This is a genomic window from Agrobacterium sp. K11, from assembly GCF_059429395.1.
In genome coordinates, this window is the sequence record NZ_JCAHRB010000013.1 from 44,163 (window position 1) to 61,829 (window position 17,667).

13 protein-coding genes are annotated in these 17,667 nt (G+C 59.9%); 8 read left to right on the forward strand and 5 right to left on the reverse strand.

Annotated elements, in window-relative coordinates:
• The first annotated feature begins 69 nt into the window (after positions 1–69).
• Complete coding sequence (locus AC5SEO_RS22825) at positions 70–612, forward strand: NUDIX hydrolase (protein ID WP_495364042.1); 543 nt, start codon at positions 70–72, stop codon at positions 610–612.
• 21 nt (positions 613–633) lie between these two features.
• Here AC5SEO_RS22825 and AC5SEO_RS22830 read toward each other — a convergent pair whose 3' ends face one another.
• Positions 634–3,780, reverse strand: a complete 3,147-nt coding sequence (locus tag AC5SEO_RS22830; RefSeq protein ID WP_495364043.1) for an efflux RND transporter permease subunit — start codon at positions 3,778–3,780, stop codon at positions 634–636.
• Between the two features lies 1 nt (position 3,781).
• Positions 3,782–4,930 (reverse strand): efflux RND transporter periplasmic adaptor subunit, encoded by a 1,149-nt coding sequence (locus tag AC5SEO_RS22835; protein ID WP_495364087.1) that lies wholly within the window; start codon positions 4,928–4,930, stop codon positions 3,782–3,784.
• Positions 4,931–5,119: 189 nt separating this feature from the next.
• Between AC5SEO_RS22835 and AC5SEO_RS22840 the strand changes: the two genes are divergently transcribed.
• The 3 genes from AC5SEO_RS22840 (at position 5,120) to AC5SEO_RS22850 (ending at position 8,432) form a co-directional block, all read left to right on the forward strand.
• Positions 5,120–5,794, forward strand: coding sequence for a response regulator transcription factor (locus AC5SEO_RS22840; RefSeq protein ID WP_111788565.1), 675 nt, complete (start codon positions 5,120–5,122; stop codon positions 5,792–5,794).
• Positions 5,791–7,125: a sensor histidine kinase gene (locus tag AC5SEO_RS22845; RefSeq protein ID WP_495364044.1), complete on the forward strand. Its 1,335-nt coding sequence runs from the start codon at positions 5,791–5,793 to the stop codon at positions 7,123–7,125. The genes AC5SEO_RS22840 and AC5SEO_RS22845 overlap by 4 nt, the downstream gene beginning before the upstream one ends.
• A 326-nt stretch (positions 7,126–7,451) precedes the next feature.
• Entirely contained in the window at positions 7,452–8,432 is a 981-nt protein-coding gene (locus AC5SEO_RS22850; protein WP_495364045.1) for a DUF535 family protein, read from the forward strand.
• Positions 8,433–8,463: 31 nt separating this feature from the next.
• Here AC5SEO_RS22850 and AC5SEO_RS22855 read toward each other — a convergent pair whose 3' ends face one another.
• Entirely contained in the window at positions 8,464–9,384 is a 921-nt protein-coding gene (locus tag AC5SEO_RS22855) for a hydrogen peroxide-inducible genes activator (protein WP_112157262.1), read from the reverse strand.
• A gap of 216 nt (positions 9,385–9,600) precedes the next feature.
• On the opposite strand from AC5SEO_RS22855, the gene katG reads away from it, so the two are divergent.
• Entirely contained in the window at positions 9,601–11,772 is a 2,172-nt protein-coding gene (katG, locus tag AC5SEO_RS22860; RefSeq protein ID WP_495364046.1) for a catalase/peroxidase HPI, read from the forward strand.
• A 55-nt stretch (positions 11,773–11,827) separates the two neighbouring features.
• On the opposite strand, the gene AC5SEO_RS22865 is transcribed toward katG, so the two are convergent.
• On the reverse strand, positions 11,828–12,004 hold the full coding sequence (locus AC5SEO_RS22865) for a hypothetical protein (protein ID WP_495364047.1): 177 nt from the start codon (positions 12,002–12,004) through the stop codon (positions 11,828–11,830).
• 244 nt (positions 12,005–12,248) lie between these two features.
• On the opposite strand from AC5SEO_RS22865, the gene AC5SEO_RS22870 reads away from it, so the two are divergent.
• Positions 12,249–13,142, forward strand: a complete 894-nt coding sequence (locus AC5SEO_RS22870; protein ID WP_495364048.1) for a helix-turn-helix domain-containing protein — start codon at positions 12,249–12,251, stop codon at positions 13,140–13,142.
• 131 nt (positions 13,143–13,273) lie between these two features.
• On the opposite strand, the gene AC5SEO_RS22875 is transcribed toward AC5SEO_RS22870, so the two are convergent.
• Positions 13,274–15,394 carry a TonB-dependent siderophore receptor gene (locus tag AC5SEO_RS22875; protein WP_495364049.1) on the reverse strand — a complete coding sequence of 707 codons (2,121 nt, stop codon included), beginning with the start codon at positions 15,392–15,394 and terminating at the stop codon, positions 13,274–13,276.
• Between the two features lie 222 nt (positions 15,395–15,616).
• On the opposite strand from AC5SEO_RS22875, the gene AC5SEO_RS22880 reads away from it, so the two are divergent.
• Both AC5SEO_RS22880 and AC5SEO_RS22885 read left to right on the forward strand, forming a co-directional pair.
• Positions 15,617–16,627, forward strand: coding sequence for an iron-siderophore ABC transporter substrate-binding protein (locus tag AC5SEO_RS22880; RefSeq protein WP_495364050.1), 1,011 nt, complete (start codon positions 15,617–15,619; stop codon positions 16,625–16,627).
• Complete coding sequence (locus AC5SEO_RS22885; protein WP_112161241.1) at positions 16,624–17,667, forward strand: FecCD family ABC transporter permease; 1,044 nt, start codon at positions 16,624–16,626, stop codon at positions 17,665–17,667. Before AC5SEO_RS22880 ends, AC5SEO_RS22885 begins: the two co-directional genes overlap by 4 nt.

Sequence of the window (17,667 nt, forward strand, 5' to 3'; positions counted from 1 at the left end):
TGTCATAAAACTGTCATAAATGCACGCGGGGCATTGATGCAACCCGGAAAATCGGCAGTATCAACGGATATGAAATCCATGAAGAAAAGCCGGAAAGCCCGTCCGGCGCGTTCCCTGACATTGCTCCAGCAACTTGCTGCTGTTCCTGATAAGCTGTTCACCGGCTCTTTCCGGCAGCAATATGCCGCCTTATGCTTCCGTTATACCGGAAGCGGAGAAGAGATCGAAATCCTCGTCGTCACCTCCCGCACCAGCGCACGCTGGATCATTCCGCGCGGCTGGCCGATGAAACGCAAGAAACCGCATGAGGCTGCCGCGATCGAGGCGTGGGAGGAAGCGGGCGTTCGTGGCCGCGTGAGGAAGGACGCCGTTGGCCGCTACACCTATCTCAAGATGCTCGACAATGGCGATGTCGTTCCCTGCGTTGTCGATGTCTTCCAGATCGAGATCACAGGGGAGGAAACGAGTTTCAAGGAGCGCGGCGAACGCCTTCTGGAATGGGTTCGCCCGGACGAGGCAGCAAGGCGCGTCCGGGAAATCGAACTGAAATCGCTTCTGGTCGACTTCCGCCCGAGGGGGAAGAGGAAACGCCTGGCCGAGGAAAAGTCCTGACGGCAAACGCCACCATCGAACCTAGGATGGTGATGCTGGTCGTTCGGTCGATCCCGTCTCCCCCATCTCGTCCGGCGCCTTCGGTAGCAGGCGGGCGAAACGCTGGGTGATGCTGTCGATGTAAGACAGGATTGTCGGCACGACGATCAGGGTGAGCAGGGTGGAGCTGATGAGGCCGCCGATTACTGCGTGCGCCATCGGCGCGCGCTGCGCCCCGCCACCGCCAACAGCTAGACCGAGCGGAATCATGCCGAAAATCATCGCAAGCGTCGTCATGATTATCGGGCGGAAGCGGATGATGCCGGCGCTCGCCAGCGCTTCGTTGAGCGAAAGTCCACGCTTCCTTTCGCGGTTGGCGAAATCGACAAGCAGGATGCCGTTCTTTGTAACGAGGCCCATCAGCATGATGAAGCCGATCAGCGAGAACATGTTGATCGTGCTGCCGGCAACCAAGAGCCCGACGAGGACGCCGATGAGAGACAGCGGCAGCGACGCCATGATGGCGAGCGGTTGCAGGAAGCTGCCGAATTGCGAGGCGAGCACGATGTAGATGAAGATGACCGCCATTGAGAGCGCGGTGACCATGTGGCCAACCGTCTCCTCCATGGTTTCGGCGTCGCCGCCGAAGCGGATACGGTAGCCGTCCGGCATGTCGCGGGCGGCGGTAAGGGTTTTCAACACATCTGTCACTTCGCCAAGCGCTCGTCCGGATATGTTGGCCGAAACCAGCACCTCGCGGCGATTGTCGATGCGGCGGATTTCGGCGGGTGCTTCCACGGTGGTGATATCGGCGACCTGATCCAGACGTACCATCAGGGGCGAGCCGTTGGATGCCGTGCGGCTGGTGGCGATCATCAACTCGCTAATCCTCGTCGTGTCGGCACGCCGCTCGCCGGGCAGGCGCACGACGATGTCGTAGCTGTTACCACCCGCATCCGTCCATTTCGACACGTCCTCACCGGCGATGAGCGGCGAGAGCGCTGCGGCAAGATCGGATCGGGAAATGCCGAGATCGCTTGCCGCCTCGCGTTTCAGGCGTACCGAAAGGATGGAGGTCACGTCGCGGGTGCTCGAGGTCACATCCACGAGGCCGGGGATTTTTTTCATGTCTTCCATCAGACCGTCGGCGATCTTCTCGAGGATCGCCCGGTCGTCACCAAGAATGCTGAGCTGGACGGGGCTTTCGCCACCGCCGAGGCCGTTTTGCAGGATCGCGACCTCTATGCCCGATATGGCCGACAGGCGTTTGCGTATCGGATCGGCCAGCGTGACCGGAGTTCGGGTGCGCATCTCCAGCGGCACCAGTCCCACCAGAACGGCGGCGCGATGTTTACCGACGGTGCCGCCGGTATTGACGGTGGAATAGAGCATCTCGACCTCCGGGAATTCCTGGAGTGCCTTCTCGACCTGCCGCACCTTCGCCGTGGTGTAATCCAGCGAGGAGCCGACCGGTGCCGTGACGTTGATCTGGAAGCGGCCTTCATCCGTATTCGGGACGAATTCCGCACCGACCAACGGCACCATGAGCAGGCTGCCGACAAAAATCCCTGATGTGACGAGCAGGGTGACGAGCCGGTGGTGCAATGTCCAGCCGATCACATGCCGATATTGATCGGCGAGCCATTCGAAGCCGTGATCGAAACGGACGATCAGCCGGCCCACCGGCCCACGCCGGGCGTTGGGTTGCGCATCCGGATCGTACCAGACGCTCGACAGCATCGGATCGAGCGTGAAGGCGACGAAAAGCGAGATCAGCACGGCAGCTGAAACGGTGATGCCGAATTCATAGAAGAACCGACCGACGATGCCGTCCATGAAAGCGACGGGCAGGAAGACCGCCACGATTGTTGCCGTTGTCGCGATAACCGCAAGTCCTATTTCGTTCGTGCCGTCGAGTGCTGCGCGGATATGGGATTTCCCCATGTGAAGGTGACGGGTGATGTTTTCGCGCACAACGATGGCGTCATCCACCAGAATGCCGATGGAAAGCGTCAGCGCCAGGAGGCTCAGTGTATTGAGCGTGAAGCCCATAACGTCAATGACCGCCAGCGTGCCGATAATCGCAATCGGCAGTGTCAGTCCGGTGATGACGGTGCTGCGCCAGGAATTGAGGAACAGGAAGACGATGGCTACGGCAAGTGCCGCCCCTTCTATCAACGTCGTCTGCACCTGCGTGACGGATTCCCGGATGGGAATGGATGTGTCCGTAATGACTCGCAATTGCACGTTTTGTGGAACAAGGTCGGCATTGAGGGCGTCGAGGCGCTTTCTCACATCCGCGACAACCTGAACCGTGTTGGCATCCTGAACCTTGACGATGTCGATCGCCAGCGCAGTCTGGCCATTATAGAGGGCACGGTTTTCGGCGTCGGCAGCCCCCTCGGAGAGTGCGGCGATGTCGCGAAGATAAATGGCTGCGCCACCGCGCCGGGCGACGACCATGTCCAGCAGCGCCTGCGGTTCGGCGATGCGGCCCTGCACCTGGATCGTGCGTTCGGAAACGGTATCGACAAGGCTTCCAGCCGGGCTGTTGCTGTTGCCGGTGCGTAGCGCGCTTACCACCTCGTTGATGCCGATCCCAAGCGCGCGCATGCGGGTGTCGTCGATCGTGATGTCGATCTGCCGCTTGCGGGCGCCAACCAGCGTTGCCTGCCCCACGCCGGGAACAGTCGTCAGTTGCCGCAGCACATTCTGGTCGGCAAGGGCGGTGAGTGCGGGTATGTCGAGCGACGTCGAGCTTATCGCCACCGACAGGATAGGCTCGGCGGCGGGATCGAACCGGGATATGACCGGCTTTTTGGCCTCTTGCGGGAAATTCGCGTCGATGGCGGCGATCTTGTCGCGCACGTCCTGTGCAGCGGTTGCGCTCTTAACCTCGAGCTTGAATTTTGCGACGACGACTGAGCGTCCCTCGTAGGAGGTTGACGTGATCTCGTCCAGACCGCCGATGGCGTTCAGCGCATCCTCGACCGGGCGCGTCAATTCTGTCTCCACCGTTTCCGGCGTGGCGCCCGGATAAGCGGTGGACACCACGACGACCGGAACGTCTACATTGGGGTAGAGGTCGAGCCCCAGCCGCTGCAATGAGAAAAGACCCATGACCAGAAGCGCCACCATCATCATGGTGGCGAAAACGGGGTGGGAGACGGATATGCGGGTCAGAAACATCTCAGCCTGCCTTGTCGACCGTAACAGCCATGTCGGGCTGCAATTCGGGAAGCGGTGCGGTCAGGATCGTCTCACCGTCCTCTAGACCGGCGCCTATCTCGATCAGGCTGCCATCGTTCCAGCGCGATCCCACCGCCACCGTCTGGCGGCGAAGATGGCCGTTCAGGACTTTAAGGACGTGATAGCCGGTTTCGTCTTTGCGAAGCGCGATTGCAGGAACGACAAGCGCATCGTTTTTTTCGCGCACGAGGATGGACCCGCTGGCGAACATTCCTCCCCACAGCCGGCCGTCGCGGTTGGCAAGCCGGAGATAGACGGCGACAAAGCGCGTCCCGTCTTCGGCAACCGGGCTGATGCGCTCAACGGTGCTTCTGAGAGGCTGGCCGCCGATGCCGTCAATATCGAGTTCGGCGGTCTGGCCAACGGCGACACGTGGGATGTCGCGCGTGGCAACGAGAACCTTCGCCTCAAGCATGCTTTTATCGACCAGCGTCATGAGTTCACCATCGGCACTGACGCGGGAGCCGGCTTCTGCCTGCCGGCGGGTAATGGTGCCATCAAAAGGCGCGCGGATTTCGGCATTGCGAAGGGCAAGGCGGGCGATATCCACCTGCGCCGAAAGGCTCTGCAGCCTTGCCGTTTTCACAACGACATCGCTCTTCGCCTTGTCGAGCTGTTCAGCCGATGCGATGTTTTTTGACGCTAGCTGTTCGGTTCGGGTGAGGGCCTGCATCGCCAGTGTCAGTTCGGCCTCGGCCGCATCCCGGTCGCTCTGCCGCAGCAGCAGCGTCGATTGCAGTTCCTCGGTTTCGAACCGTACCAGCATGTCGCCCGCCCGCACCGCCTGTCCGTCCCGGACATTCATATCCAGAATTTTTCCAGCCTCGCGGGCGCGGATCACGACACGGCTGACCGGCTGAAGTTCGCCACTGATGCTGAGCCGCTCCGCTATCGCTCGTGTGCCGATCCTTGCGATTTCCGCAGCCGTCAGTTCGAACGGGATACCGGCCGGGCTCATCGAGGTTGACGCCACGATTCCCTTCACGCGCTCGTTCGCATCGACGCTTCCGCGCGCCGGATCAAGAGCCGTGACGACGAGAGCGCAGCCCGCAAGCGCGATCCCCGCCTTGATCGTTCTTTTCACCCACATAACATATTCCTTCCAGGCAAAACTCATCCTGTGACCGCCGATCGAGCGGTCATGTCGCCTGTCTTGCAGGCTGATGGCTTCTGGATAAGTGTTCATAATTGCAGCAGCATTACCCGCCCGCATCTTCTGCGCCGCAATACTGTCGCAACCTTTCTGGCAGACAAGGAGGGGGCGAAGGGACGGTGGCAAATGAGACTTCTGTTGATTGAGGACGAAAAGGAAATGGCGGATGCGCTGTCGGCGACGCTCGGCAAGCAGGGGATCGTCATCGACCATACGATGCGGCTCGGCGATGCGATGGAGCTGGCGCGCCAGCATGTCTATGATGCCATTCTGCTCGACCGTCGTCTGCCGGACGGGGAGGGGCTTACCTTCATTCCAAAGCTGCGCCGCGCCGGTATCGATACGCCGATCATCTTATTGACGGCGATGAATGAACCGGAGGAGCGGATCGAGGGGCTGAATGGCGGCGCCGACGACTATCTCGGCAAGCCGTTTCTCGTCGGCGAACTGCTGGCGCGGCTGCGCGCGGTTTTGAGAAGGCCGGCAAGCATCGCCCCGTCGCAAATCGCTGCAGGCCGAATCGTGATCGATCCGCTTCATCTCAGCGTCACGATCAACTCGCTTCCCTTTGATCTGCCAAGGCGCGAGCTGATGGTCCTCATCACGCTGGCGAAACGAAAGGGCAAATCCGTGCTGCGCTCGACCCTTGAGGCCGCCGTCTACAATTACGAGGAGGAAATCCAGTCCAATGCGCTCGATGCGCATATATCGCGACTGCGCAAACGCCTGCTCGACGCTTCTGCCGGGGTCAGCGTGCATAATATTCGCGGTATCGGTTATCTGCTCAGGGAAGACACATGAAGGCGCAGGGCAAGTCCAATCCGTCCTTGTGGTGGCAATTGAGCTGGCAGCTCAGCATTGTCGTCTCCTCCATGATCGCTGTCGTCATCGTCGGGCTCTGCGTTTACGGGGTGATGAAGCTCTCGCCCAATATCGGGCTCTGGAACGATTTGTCGGCGACACTTGACGAGTCGCTTTCGCTTGATCCGCAAAAGGGTCTGCTCGTTACCGAGGGGCCGGCATTGCGTGCCTTGAAGGCGAAGAATGAAACGTTGTGGTTCGTGGTCTCGACACCTGACGGTCACGCGGCGACCTTCGGAACCGTCCCGGCTGTTTATGCCGAACTGGCACGCTACGTTCATCTGATGACGGACGCCGATATTCGCGGCGGCAGCGGCATATCCGAGGTCGCTTCGGCTGAAAGTATCGAGACGACGTCGGGACCCGTCAGGATCATGTTCGGCGGAACCTCTAATGCACGAGCGTCGTTTCTGACGCTTCTTGCCGGCACCTATCCGATTTATGTCCCCCTGCTGGCGGTTCTTTTGCCTGCGGTGTTTTTCTCCGTGCCGCACATCGTGCGCCGGGCGCTTGCCGGCCTGAGCTCCGTCGTCAAAAAAGCACCGGAGATCGACCCGCGACGACCGGGTTCGAAGCTTCCCGTCGAAGATGTGCCGCGCGAAGTCGTTCCGTTGATCGTTTCCTTCAACAGCATTCTCGAGCGGCTCGAAGAGCAGTTCCAGGCGCGGCAACGTTTTCTGATCGATGCCGCGCACGAATTGAGGACGCCGATTGCAATCATGCAGACCCGGATAGAGGGCCTGCCCGGACCGGACCAACAGCGCCTGATGGGGGATGTCGCGCGGCTCGGTGAAACCGCCGAACAGCTTCTGGCCTTTGAGCGAAACGATCAGGTGAACGACCGGCGCGAGGTGGTGGACCTTGTCGATATCGCCAAAACGGTGGTGGCAGAGCTCGCGCCGCTTGCGCTTTCGGCAGGTTACGACATCTCCTTCGAAACGCAGATCGAAAAATACGACATGCAAGGCAACCCCTTCGCCCTGCCGCGCGCCATCAGCAATATCGTGCGCAACGCCATCGACCATGGTGGAAACAAGGGGCTGATCCATGTCTCGGTTCTCGCAAACGGCGAAATCGCGATTTCCGACGAGGGGCAGGGCATACCCGAAGACCAGCAGGAGCGGATATTTGAACCTTTCTATCGGGTCACGCCGAAAAGCACGGGTGCCGGACTTGGCCTCAGCCTCGTCAAGAAGATCGTCGCCAATCATAACGGCCGTATCGTGCTGGAAAGCAACCCCTCTGGAAGCACGTTCCGGGTTCGATTCTGATTGCGCTTTGCGCGCTGTAGACCGGTCGCGGCGATTGTAATGCTGCCGCAACGTTCGCGGTCATAATGTGTGGGCACGGTATCAACCGTGCCAACCGGAGTACACACAGTGACCCACCCACCGGATCGTTTTCTTCCGGATTGCCGGCGAGAAGACGGCGCGTAGAAAGCGCGTCGGCGGCCCGGAACCTCGGGCAATGCCGTAGTGCCAATGATCGCAGCAGAGCACCAATCCGATTTCATATTCGGTTCATCCTGGGCGCGCACAGTCCCGGCCAAATCACTCCACGCCCCAGTCCAAACAGTCATACTCCCCGGAATTTTACGATGTCGCATACTGAAATCGCCGCATTCGCTGCGGAAAAAAACTCGGCGAAACCCGAGCCGGTCATCGCTGCGCAAACCATGACTGGCGATGGGCTGGAACTCCTCCGTTTTCCCCTGGCCTGGAGCGTTGCGACCTTCGTTATGCGCGCCCACTGGAAACGGAGCTTCCTTTTCTGGATGCGTTTTTTGGCTCATCCGCTTGTAACCCTGCGGTGGTGGCGGTTTCTGTGCCGGTTCTCGGCGACGCAAAAACTGCCACCGCCGCATGACGAGCTTCTTCAGAAACCCCTGTCGAAATTCCTCGTCGGCAAAATCTCTTATGGAAGACGGCTGGATTTTCTCATGAAGAATTTCGTCATCGCCAGCGGTTGTTTTTCCAGAGAGGTTATGGCTGCGCTCTGGAGTGGAAAAACGATCGAAATAGGTACCATAGGCGGCCGTGCTGACGAATATCGCTGCACGCTTGCTCTTGCGGATTTATGTGGCGGCCGCCACGAAGGCGCTCTCGCGGTTCGGTTGATCAGAACCCGTGACGACGTCACCTTGTGGACGACGAAGTTTATCTTCGTGACGCAGGATGGGGGCGGGTACAGGACGATTGCCGTTGGCGGCATGCAGGGGCCACGCGCCGCAAAGCAGGAGATCGTGGCAGTAACGCGCGACCTTGCGGGTCTTCGCCCGAAGGATGCCGTTTTGATGCTGCTGCAAGGCCTAATCGAGACGGAAGCGGGTTCCTATTTCGCAGTCTCCCACGCCAGACATCCGATCAATTATCGTCGCGCGCGGCGGCAGAAAATGTTGCTTTCCGACATAGACGCATTCTGGCGGGAACGTTCCGCCGAGCCGGACGACGTGTTCGGTTTTCAGGTGCCGGTTTCAAGCCTCGAGGGCGCGGACAAACGTAGCAAGATGAAGCTTGCCTTTTTTGCCATGGCCGCCCGGCTTTGCGAGGGCAAAGCTGGGAGTGCTGCGAAGAGTTGAGGCCGCAGATCCGAGTTGGCCCTCGACACCGTCACGCCGCTGCATCGGCAACACGGCCGAGTTTTTGCAGGCCGCATTCGCGGACGATCTCGGCAATGTGGGTAAACTGCGCCGAGAGCGGATTGCTCTTGCGCCACACCATGCCGATGGTGCGGGATGGTCTTGGCTCTGCCAGCCGAAATACCGAGACGGTGGATTGCCGCGTTTCCATATCGACAGCCATCTGCGGAATGAGCGTGACGCCGATGCCGGCGCCGACCATCTGGACCAGCGTCGAGAGCGAACTGCCCTCCATCAGCACGCGCGGCGGCGCGTTCGTTGTGCTGCAGAAAGACAGTGCCTGATTGCGGAAACAATGGCCTTCCTCGAGCAGCAGCAGGCGCATTTCACCGAGCTTGCCGGCACTCGGCACCGGCATCCCCGCATCCTCCATCGGCCGGACCAGAATGAATTCCTCGGAAAACAGCGGAACCTCTTCCAGCGACGCTTCAGATACCGGAAGCGCGACGATTGCCATGTCCAGCCGGGCTTCCAGGAGGTCCTCGATCAGTTTCTGTGTCACCGCTTCGCGCGGACGCGTTTCCAGTCCCGGATAATGCCGGGTGAGCGTCTTGATGACCTGCGGTAAAAGATAGGGCGCGACCGTTGGAATGACGCCGATGCGCAGGCGGCCGCTGAGCGGGCCGTGCCTTGCCCTCGCCAAATCCTGCAATTCATCCACCGAACGCAGGATCACGCGGGTGCGTTCGGCGAATTCATCGCCGAGAGCGGTCAGCCTTATCTGGCGGCTGCCCCGTTCGACGAGAGGCGCGCCGATCAGCTCTTCCAGTTCCCTGATCTGTAGCGAAAGTGCTGGCTGGGAAATGGAGCACGCCTCCGCTGCCCGCCCGAAATGGCCGATCTTCGCCAAGGCGTCGAAATAACGCAGGTGTTTCATCGATAGTCCAATCATAAGCTGAGCATATCGCAGCCTTTAGAATATACAATTGGAAATTATGGAACCCGGCTGTTAGTCATCGTCATGACAGAAAGAGGATGTAGCTGTTCGGTATCACCAGCGTCACTGCGCGGTTTCCGTAAGGATGACCTGCTGTGGGCTGTGGTTCCAACATGCTGCGCATGTCGAATTGACTATGTCGTTTAATTACTAAACCCATCGGAGGGCGAAATGGACGCAACTTCAAAACCGGCTGGCAAGTGTCCCGTCATGCATGGAGGCAATACGGCCTCCGGTAAATCGGTTACCGAATGGTGGCCGAACGCGCTGAACCTCGATATCCTGCATCAGCACGACACCAAGACCAATCCGCTCGGCACCTCCTTCAATTACCGCGAAGCGCTAAAGACGCTCGACGTGGAAGCCCTGAAGGCCGATCTGCGCGCCCTGATGACAGAAAGCCAGGACTGGTGGCCGGCCGACTGGGGCAGCTATGTCGGCATGATGGCCCGCGTGACCTGGCATGCAGCCGGTTCTTACCGCGTAACGGACGGACGCGGCGGTGCCAACACCGGCAACCAGCGCTTTGCACCGCTCAATTCCTGGCCTGATAATGTGAACACCGATAAGGGCCGCCGCCTGCTGTGGCCGATCAAGAAAAAATACGGCAACAAGATTTCCTGGGCCGATCTCATCGCGCTTGCCGGAACAATCGCTTATGACGTTGCGGGTCTGAAGACGTTCGGTTTCGCCTTCGGCCGCGAGGATATCTGGGCTCCCGAAAAGGACACCTATTGGGGTGACGAAAAGGAATGGCTGGCACCGAGCGATGGTCGTTACGGTGACGTGACCAAGCCCGAGACGCTGGAAAATCCGCTTGCCGCCGTGCAGATGGGTCTCATCTACGTCAATCCGGAAGGCGTCAATGGCAAGTCCGATCCGCTTGCGACAGCCGCGCAGATGCGCGAAACCTTTGCCCGCATGGGCATGGATGACGAAGAAACCGTCGCGCTCACCGCAGGCGGCCACACCATCGGCAAGTCGCACGGCAATGGCAGCGCCGCCAACCTCAGCCCCGATCCGGAAGCAGCAGGCCCCGAATATCAGGGTCTCGGCTGGATCAACACCAAGGGTCGCGGCATCGGCCGTGACACCGTGGTGTCCGGTATTGAAGGTGCCTGGACAAGCGAACCGACCAAGTGGGACAACGGCTTCTTCGACATGCTGTTCAAGCATGAGTGGACATTGACGCACAGCCCGGCTGGCGCGTCCCAGTGGGCGCCGATCACCATTGCCGAAGAGGACAAGCCTGTCGACGTCGAGGATCCCTCGATCCGCACCATCCCGATGATGACCGATGCCGACATGGCCCTGAAGGTCGATCCGATCTACCGCGAGATTTCGCTGAAGTTCAAGGATGACCAGGACCACTTCTCCGAGGTCTTTGCCCGCGCATGGTTCAAGCTGACCCACCGCGACATGGGTCCGAAGTCCCGCTACTTCGGCCCGGATGTTCCCGCAGAAGACCTGATCTGGCAGGACCCCATCCCGGCAGGTTCCACGAGCTACGATGTCGCTGCCGTAAAGGCAAAGATCGCCGCTTCCGGTCTGGCGGTCGCCGATCTGGTCTCGACCGCATGGGACAGCGCCCGTACCTTCCGTGGTTCGGACAAGCGCGGCGGCGCCAATGGTGCGCGCATCCGCCTTGCGCCGCAGAAGGACTGGGAAGGCAACGAGCCAGCCCGTTTGGCCCATGTGCTTTCGGTGCTGGAGCCGATTGCCCGTGAAACCGGCGCCAGCATCGCTGATGTCATAGTTCTCGCAGGCAACTACGGTGTTGAGCAGGCGGCGAAATCAGCCGGCTTCGATGTCGCCGTGCCTTTTGCACCCGGTCGTGGCGATGCCTCAGCCGAGCAGACTGATGCAGACAGCTTTGCGCCGCTAGAGCCGCTGGCGGATGGTTTCCGCAACTGGGTGAAGAAGGACTATGTCGTCAGCCCCGAAGAACTGCTGCTGGACCGCGCTCAGCTTCTGGGCCTCACGGCGCCGGAACTGACCGTTCTCATCGGTGGCTTGCGCGTCATTGGCGCCAATTACGGCGGCGCAGCGCATGGCGTGTTCACGCAGACCCCAGGTGCTCTGACAACCGATTTCTTCACAACGCTGACGGATATGGCCTATTCCTGGGTTCCGACCGGCGGCAATCTCTATGAGATTCGCGATCGCAAGTCCGGAGCAACCCGATATACGGCGACCCGCGTGGACCTCGTTATCGGCTCCAACTCCATCCTGCGTGCCTACGCGGAAGTTTACGCGCAGGACGACAACAAGGAAAAGTTCGTGCGTGATTTCGTCGCCGCCTGGGCGAAGGTCATGAACGCCGACCGTTTCGACCTTGTCTGATAAGGTTGACTAGTCCAAAAAGCCCCTCCCTGAGCGATCAGGGAGGGGCAATTTTCTATCTGCGGTCTGAGGATGGAACCGGTTTTTCGGGTGATGGCTTTTCGCTACTATCCCCCGGCGCCTTGCCGCCCTTTTCATTCTCATGCGCATCCGGCCCAGCGACGATGACGCCGCGGCCCTGCTCTTCGCGCTTCTTGTCGGCGAAATCGCCGGGTTCCTTTTTGTCGTTCATACTGATCTCCCTTCGTGATTTCATTTGTCTGGAGATCAAACGGCTGGTCGGGGCAGAGGTTCCAAGGCTCACATTGGAGCGGGATCGACTGGCAGCACAGCAATGTTTTGCATTACAACCATCTTTGCTATTAACATGAATTGATAAGTCATGTTATTGCGGCCTCATCTGGTGGAGCGTGCGGCGCCGTTATCGTGACGCGCATGTCTTACAACCTCGGCTCGACAACTGAACGGTACCCGCATTGAGTTTCTGGCACTCCATGACCTGGCACACGGAAGGGATCAGCGTCACTGCGCCGGTCAAATGGCGCCAGCTGGACGGGCTCGTCAGCGCCTTCTGGGAGGCAGAGAGCCAGATGGGCGCGAAGGGTTATTACCTGGCCGCCGATCCACGTATCATGATATTTTTCAACGATGTCTCGTCGCGCATCAGCATTTCCAACCGCGACGGCGAGTTCACGCAGCACTCCCGCCCCATGACGCGGGCGGTCTATGTGCCGGCCGGTGTTCCGATGTGGACGAGCAGCAATGCTACGCACAGGTTTTCGCATCTCAATCTGCATATCCACAAGGACCGCCTGCTGCGTTTCCTGTCGCCATCGGTCGGCAGTTCGGCGGCTATGACTGCCTTGCGCCGCCCGGTCGAGATACAGGATATCGGCTCTGTCGAAACACTGGCTGGACTGCTCGTCGATGAACTCGCCGAGCCTTCGAAACATGCGGTCTATGCGGAAAGCCTTGTTGGCAGCATCGTTGCCGGTCTTCTCGATATTCCCGGATCTTCGGCGGAACAGGTAAATGGCAGGCTGACGCAGGCGCAGATGAACAAGCTGCTTTTCCGTGTGGAAAGCCGCGGTGAAGACCGCATGACGGTTGCAGAAATGGCAGACATCGTCGGGCTTTCGGAAAGCTGGTTCGCAACCGTGTTCCGCCAGACAACGGGCAAGACGCCGCTGCAATGGCAACTGGAGCGGCGAATAAGCCTTGCCCAAAAACTGTTATTGGAAGGCGATCTCACCGTGGCCGATATTGCCGCCCAGCTAGGCTTTTCCGATCAGGCCCATTTGACCAAGGCCTTCCGCCAGTCCGTGGGCAATACGCCAGCCGCCTGGCGGCGCATGCACAGGCTGCTTTGAACGGGCGCCTTGCCGTGCGCGCGGAGCGGGTTCGGCGCATGCCTTGAGCTTCGTTCCACGTCACCCCAGGGGATGACGTGGAACGTTAGGATGGTTACGTAGTATGTTGAAAAGTAAGGATATACTTACCCTCACCACGTCTTGCGCAGCGTAGCTGAGAACGCTCGGCCGGGGTTGTAGAAGTCTGCGCCGAAACCGCCATAAGAGACGTGCTTCTCGTTGAAGAGGTTGGAAACATTCACCTCCAGCGAGGTGGTTTCCTGGATTTTGTAGCTGAACGCTGCGTCCATGGTCACGCTGCTGCCGGTCGAAACCTTGTTCGCGTCATCAAAATAATACGAGCCGGTGAAGCGTCCGCCGAGCCCGAAGGTCATGTCGCCGCGTTTGTCGTTGCCGGCCAGCGTGTAGTTTACCCAAAGCGAGGCCTGATGTTCAGGCACGAATTGCGGGCGGTTGCCGACATTGCCAGCGATGCCGTTTTCGGTGATTTCCGCGTTGAGATAGGAATAGGCCGCCGTCAGGCTCAGCTCGTCGGTAACCTCCGCCTTGGCCTCGAGGTCGAGACCACGCACGCGCACCTCGCCGATGGTTGTGGGCAGGCTGGTGATCGGGCTGGTGACGGTAATATTGTTTTTCTTGAGGTCGTAGATCGATGCCGTGAACAGGGCAGGGAAGGCATCCGGGCGATACTTCACGCCAAGCTCGATCTGCTCGCCGCGTTCGGGCTCAACGGTCAGGCCCGAGGCCGGCACCACGGATTCGGCGTAGCTGATATAGGGCGCGATCTCGTTCGTGACCTTGTAAGACAGGCCGATGCGCTTTGTCAGTTCGCTGATGTCGCCGCTTGCCGTCGTGCCGTTCAGCCTGTTGGTCTGGTCGGTGTCGATCCAGTCATTGCGCAGACCGGCGCTGACGGTAAGCCTGTCGAAGAAGGTCAGGTCCTGCTGGAGGTAGAGTGCCCTTGTCTTTTGATCCGTCAGCGAGCTGGCGTAGAGCGGCACCGACGCGGGCGCACCGGTATAGACCGGGTTCAGCCAGTTGATGCCTGGCGCAGAACCGAAGTAGCTTTTGCTGCCGGACGAGTAGTCGTTATAAAAAACGCCGACAAGGCTGCGGCTTTCGACGCTTTCGAACGTCGCGTCATATTGCAGCCGGGTGTCGATCAGGAAATTCTCGGTTTCGGTCTCGTTGCCGAAATAGGAACGGTTGGCGATGGTCGAGCCATTGGTCGGTGTGGACGAGATATACGCATAACCGAAATCGGTATTTGCCTTGCTGTAGCGCGCGTTCGAACTCAGCGTCAGGCCAGAGCCGAAATCATGGTCGAACATCACGCTCAGCGAATTGCGGTTGGTGCCGCGGTAATTATAGTCCGGTTCACCGAAGAAACGGCTTCTGTCGAAATGCGAGCCGACCGGATGGCCGCCGCCGCCGGGAACGCCGTCCTTGTTGAGATGATCGTAAACGACGGTGAGGCTGGTGGCATCGGTGGGCCGCCATGTCAGGCCGCCCATGAAGAATTTTTCATCGTCGCGGGAATAGTCATATTCCGCTTCGGCATTTCTGAGCTTGCCAGTCAGTCGGTATGACAGGGTGTCGTCGCTGGTGATGTTGTCGCCGAAATCGAAGCCGGTTTCAGCGCGGCTATAGGAACCGCCTGTCACATAGGCCTCACCAAAGCGGCTGCGTTTGGGAACCTTGGTCGAGTAGTTCACCGAACCGCCGGGATCGGATACGCCAAAGGTCGTGGAATTGCCGCCCTTCAGGACTTCCACGCGCTCATAGGCATAGGTCTCTTCGCGCAGCGCGCCGAAGGGACGGCCGAGCGTCAGCCCATCGCGATAGGTGTAGGCGTCGAAACCGCGAATCTTGAAATAGTCGAAACGGTCGTCCGAGCCGTAGAAATCCGCGGTCACACCTGCCGTGTATTGCAAGGCTTCTTCCACGGTCTGCACGCCACGCTGCTGCATTTCCTTGGCGGTGATGACGGAAACGGCGGCCGGCGTATCGAGAATGTCGGTTGCCATCTTGCTGCCGCTTGTCGTGCGGGTTGCGACGATCGACTTCTGGTCATTGTCACCGCTGTCGATGGTGATGCGCTCGAGAACCGTGCTACCGCCCGTATTGGCGGCCTCCTGCGCCAGCGAACGAGCGGGCAGTACCGTCACAAGCGCCGTGCAGGCAAGAAGGGCTGCCTGCTCGTAGCGCAGTCGCGCGGTCCTGCCGTTGACGCCATTCATTTCAGTGTTCATTGCTAAATTCCAGAAGTTGATGCCCCAATCGCCGCTTCCACGGCCCGCTCTCGAAGCGCCCAATAACTTGAGAAAGTTTGTCCGGTATTGTAACTTTTTGCGGTTTTGTACAAAACCCCGGAAATTTCACCACTGTTGTGGCGGCATTTACTCACCGGGGTTGACGGGGGCATGTGAAGCTGAGAGTTCAAGTCCACTTTTGAACCGTTGAGAGCTTCGCCCATGCTTTTCCTGTTTCGCTGCCTCGCGCCGGCATTCGTGTTTTTCCTGTCGATGATCGCGCCAGCCATTGCTTCGGCGGAAGAGGCGACGCGCTATCCCGTCGTCATCAAACACGCCTTCGGCACGACCACGATTGCGAAGAAGCCTCAGCGTGTCGCGACCGTCGCCTGGGCAAACCACGAAGTGCCGCTGGCGCTCGGCATCGTGCCCGTCGGTTTTGCCGCTGCCAATTTCGGCGATGATGACGGTGATGGATTGCTGCCGTGGGTGGCGAAGCAGCTTTCTGAATTGGGTGCTGCAAAGCCTGTTCTGTTTGACGAGGGTGATGGTATCGATTTCGAGGCCGTGGCGGCAACGCAGCCGGATGTCATCCTCGCCGCCTATTCCGGCCTCAGCCAGTCCGACTACGATACGCTAAGCCAGATCGCACCGGTCGTTGCCTATCCCGTGTCACCGTGGGCAACCGACTGGCGTGAAATGATCCGGCTGAACAGTGCCGGGCTTGGCATGGCGGCGGAAGGTGAGGCGCTGATCAAACGCATCGAGGGTGAGATCGCGCAGGTGGTTGCCGGCCATCCGCAGCTGAAAGGCAAGTCTGCGATGTTCGTCACCCATCTCGACGCCACCAATCTCAGTGTCGTCAATTTCTATACCGCCAATGACAGCCGGGTGAAATTTTTCACCGATCTTGGGCTGACCTCGCCGAAGAGCGTGGCGGAGGCGACGAAACCGGGGCAATTCGCCGCCGGCGTCAGCGCCGAGCGAGTCGATGCCTTTGACGATGTCGATATCGTCGTGACCTACGGCAGCCAGCCACTGCTCAAGGCGATGCGGGCCGATCCGCTGCTTGCCCGCATGCCCGCCGTTGCCCATGACGCAATCGTCATGCTGGGGCGTGATCCGCTCGGCACCGCATCCAATCCCACACCGCTGTCGATTTCCTGGGTTTTGAAGGATTACGCCGATCTTCTGGCGAAAGCAGCGGATAAGTCCTCCGGTAAAGCGAAATGACAATGGAAGGGCCTGCCAAAGGTCCGGTCGTGCTGCCAGGTGGCCGCTCCAACCGCATCCGGACCGCATGGCTCAGCGCCGTGCTGGCGCTTCTGGCGCTGCTATGTGCGCTTTCCGTCGCGATTGGCACCCGAGACGTCACGTTCGCTGACATCACGGCAGCGCTTGCCGGTCGCGTCGAGACGGTGGCGGAAGCGGCTGTCGCGGTTCGCCTGCCGCGAACGCTGCTTGCCCTGCTGTCCGGGGCAGCGCTCGGGCTCGCTGGCGCCATCATGCAGGGCGTTACGCGCAATCCGCTTGCCGATCCCGGTATTCTTGGCGTCAATATGGGCGCATCACTTGCCGTCGTTATCGCCATCGTCTGGTTCGGCATTGCCTCGGCGCAGGCCTTTATCATCACGGCGATTGTCGGGGCAGGTGCGGCTGCAGTTTTCGTTTATGTCGTCGGCTCGCTCGGACGGGGTGGGGCGACGCCGCTGAAACTCGCTCTGGCCGGTGCCGCCACCTCTGTCGCCTTCTCCTCACTCGTCATTGCCGTCGTGCTGCCGCGCAGCGATATTGCCGGCGGCATCCGTTCCTGGCAGATCGGCGGTGTCGGTGGTGCGACCTTTGACCGGATTGAGACCGTGCTGCCGTTTCTCGCCGCCGGTTTTGCCATTAGCCTTCTTTCGGCACGCAAGCTGAATTCGCTGGCGCTTGGTGATGAGTTGGCTGCCGGTCTTGGCGAGAATGTCGTGGTCGCGAGAGCCATTGCATCCTTTGGCGCTATCCTCCTCTGCGGCGCGGCGACTGCCATCTGCGGGCCAATCGGTTTCGTTGGGCTGGTCGTTCCGCATCTCTGCCGCCTGCTCGTTGGCGTCGACAATCGCTGGCTTCTGCCGTTTTCCGCGCTCGGCGGCGCCTGTCTGCTGCTTGCGGCCGATATTGTCGGTCGCATCGTGGCGCGGCCGTCCGAACTCGATGTCGGTATCGTCACCGCCCTTGTCGGCGCACCTTTCTTCATCTGGATCGTCAGACGTCAGCGGGTACGCGAACTGTGA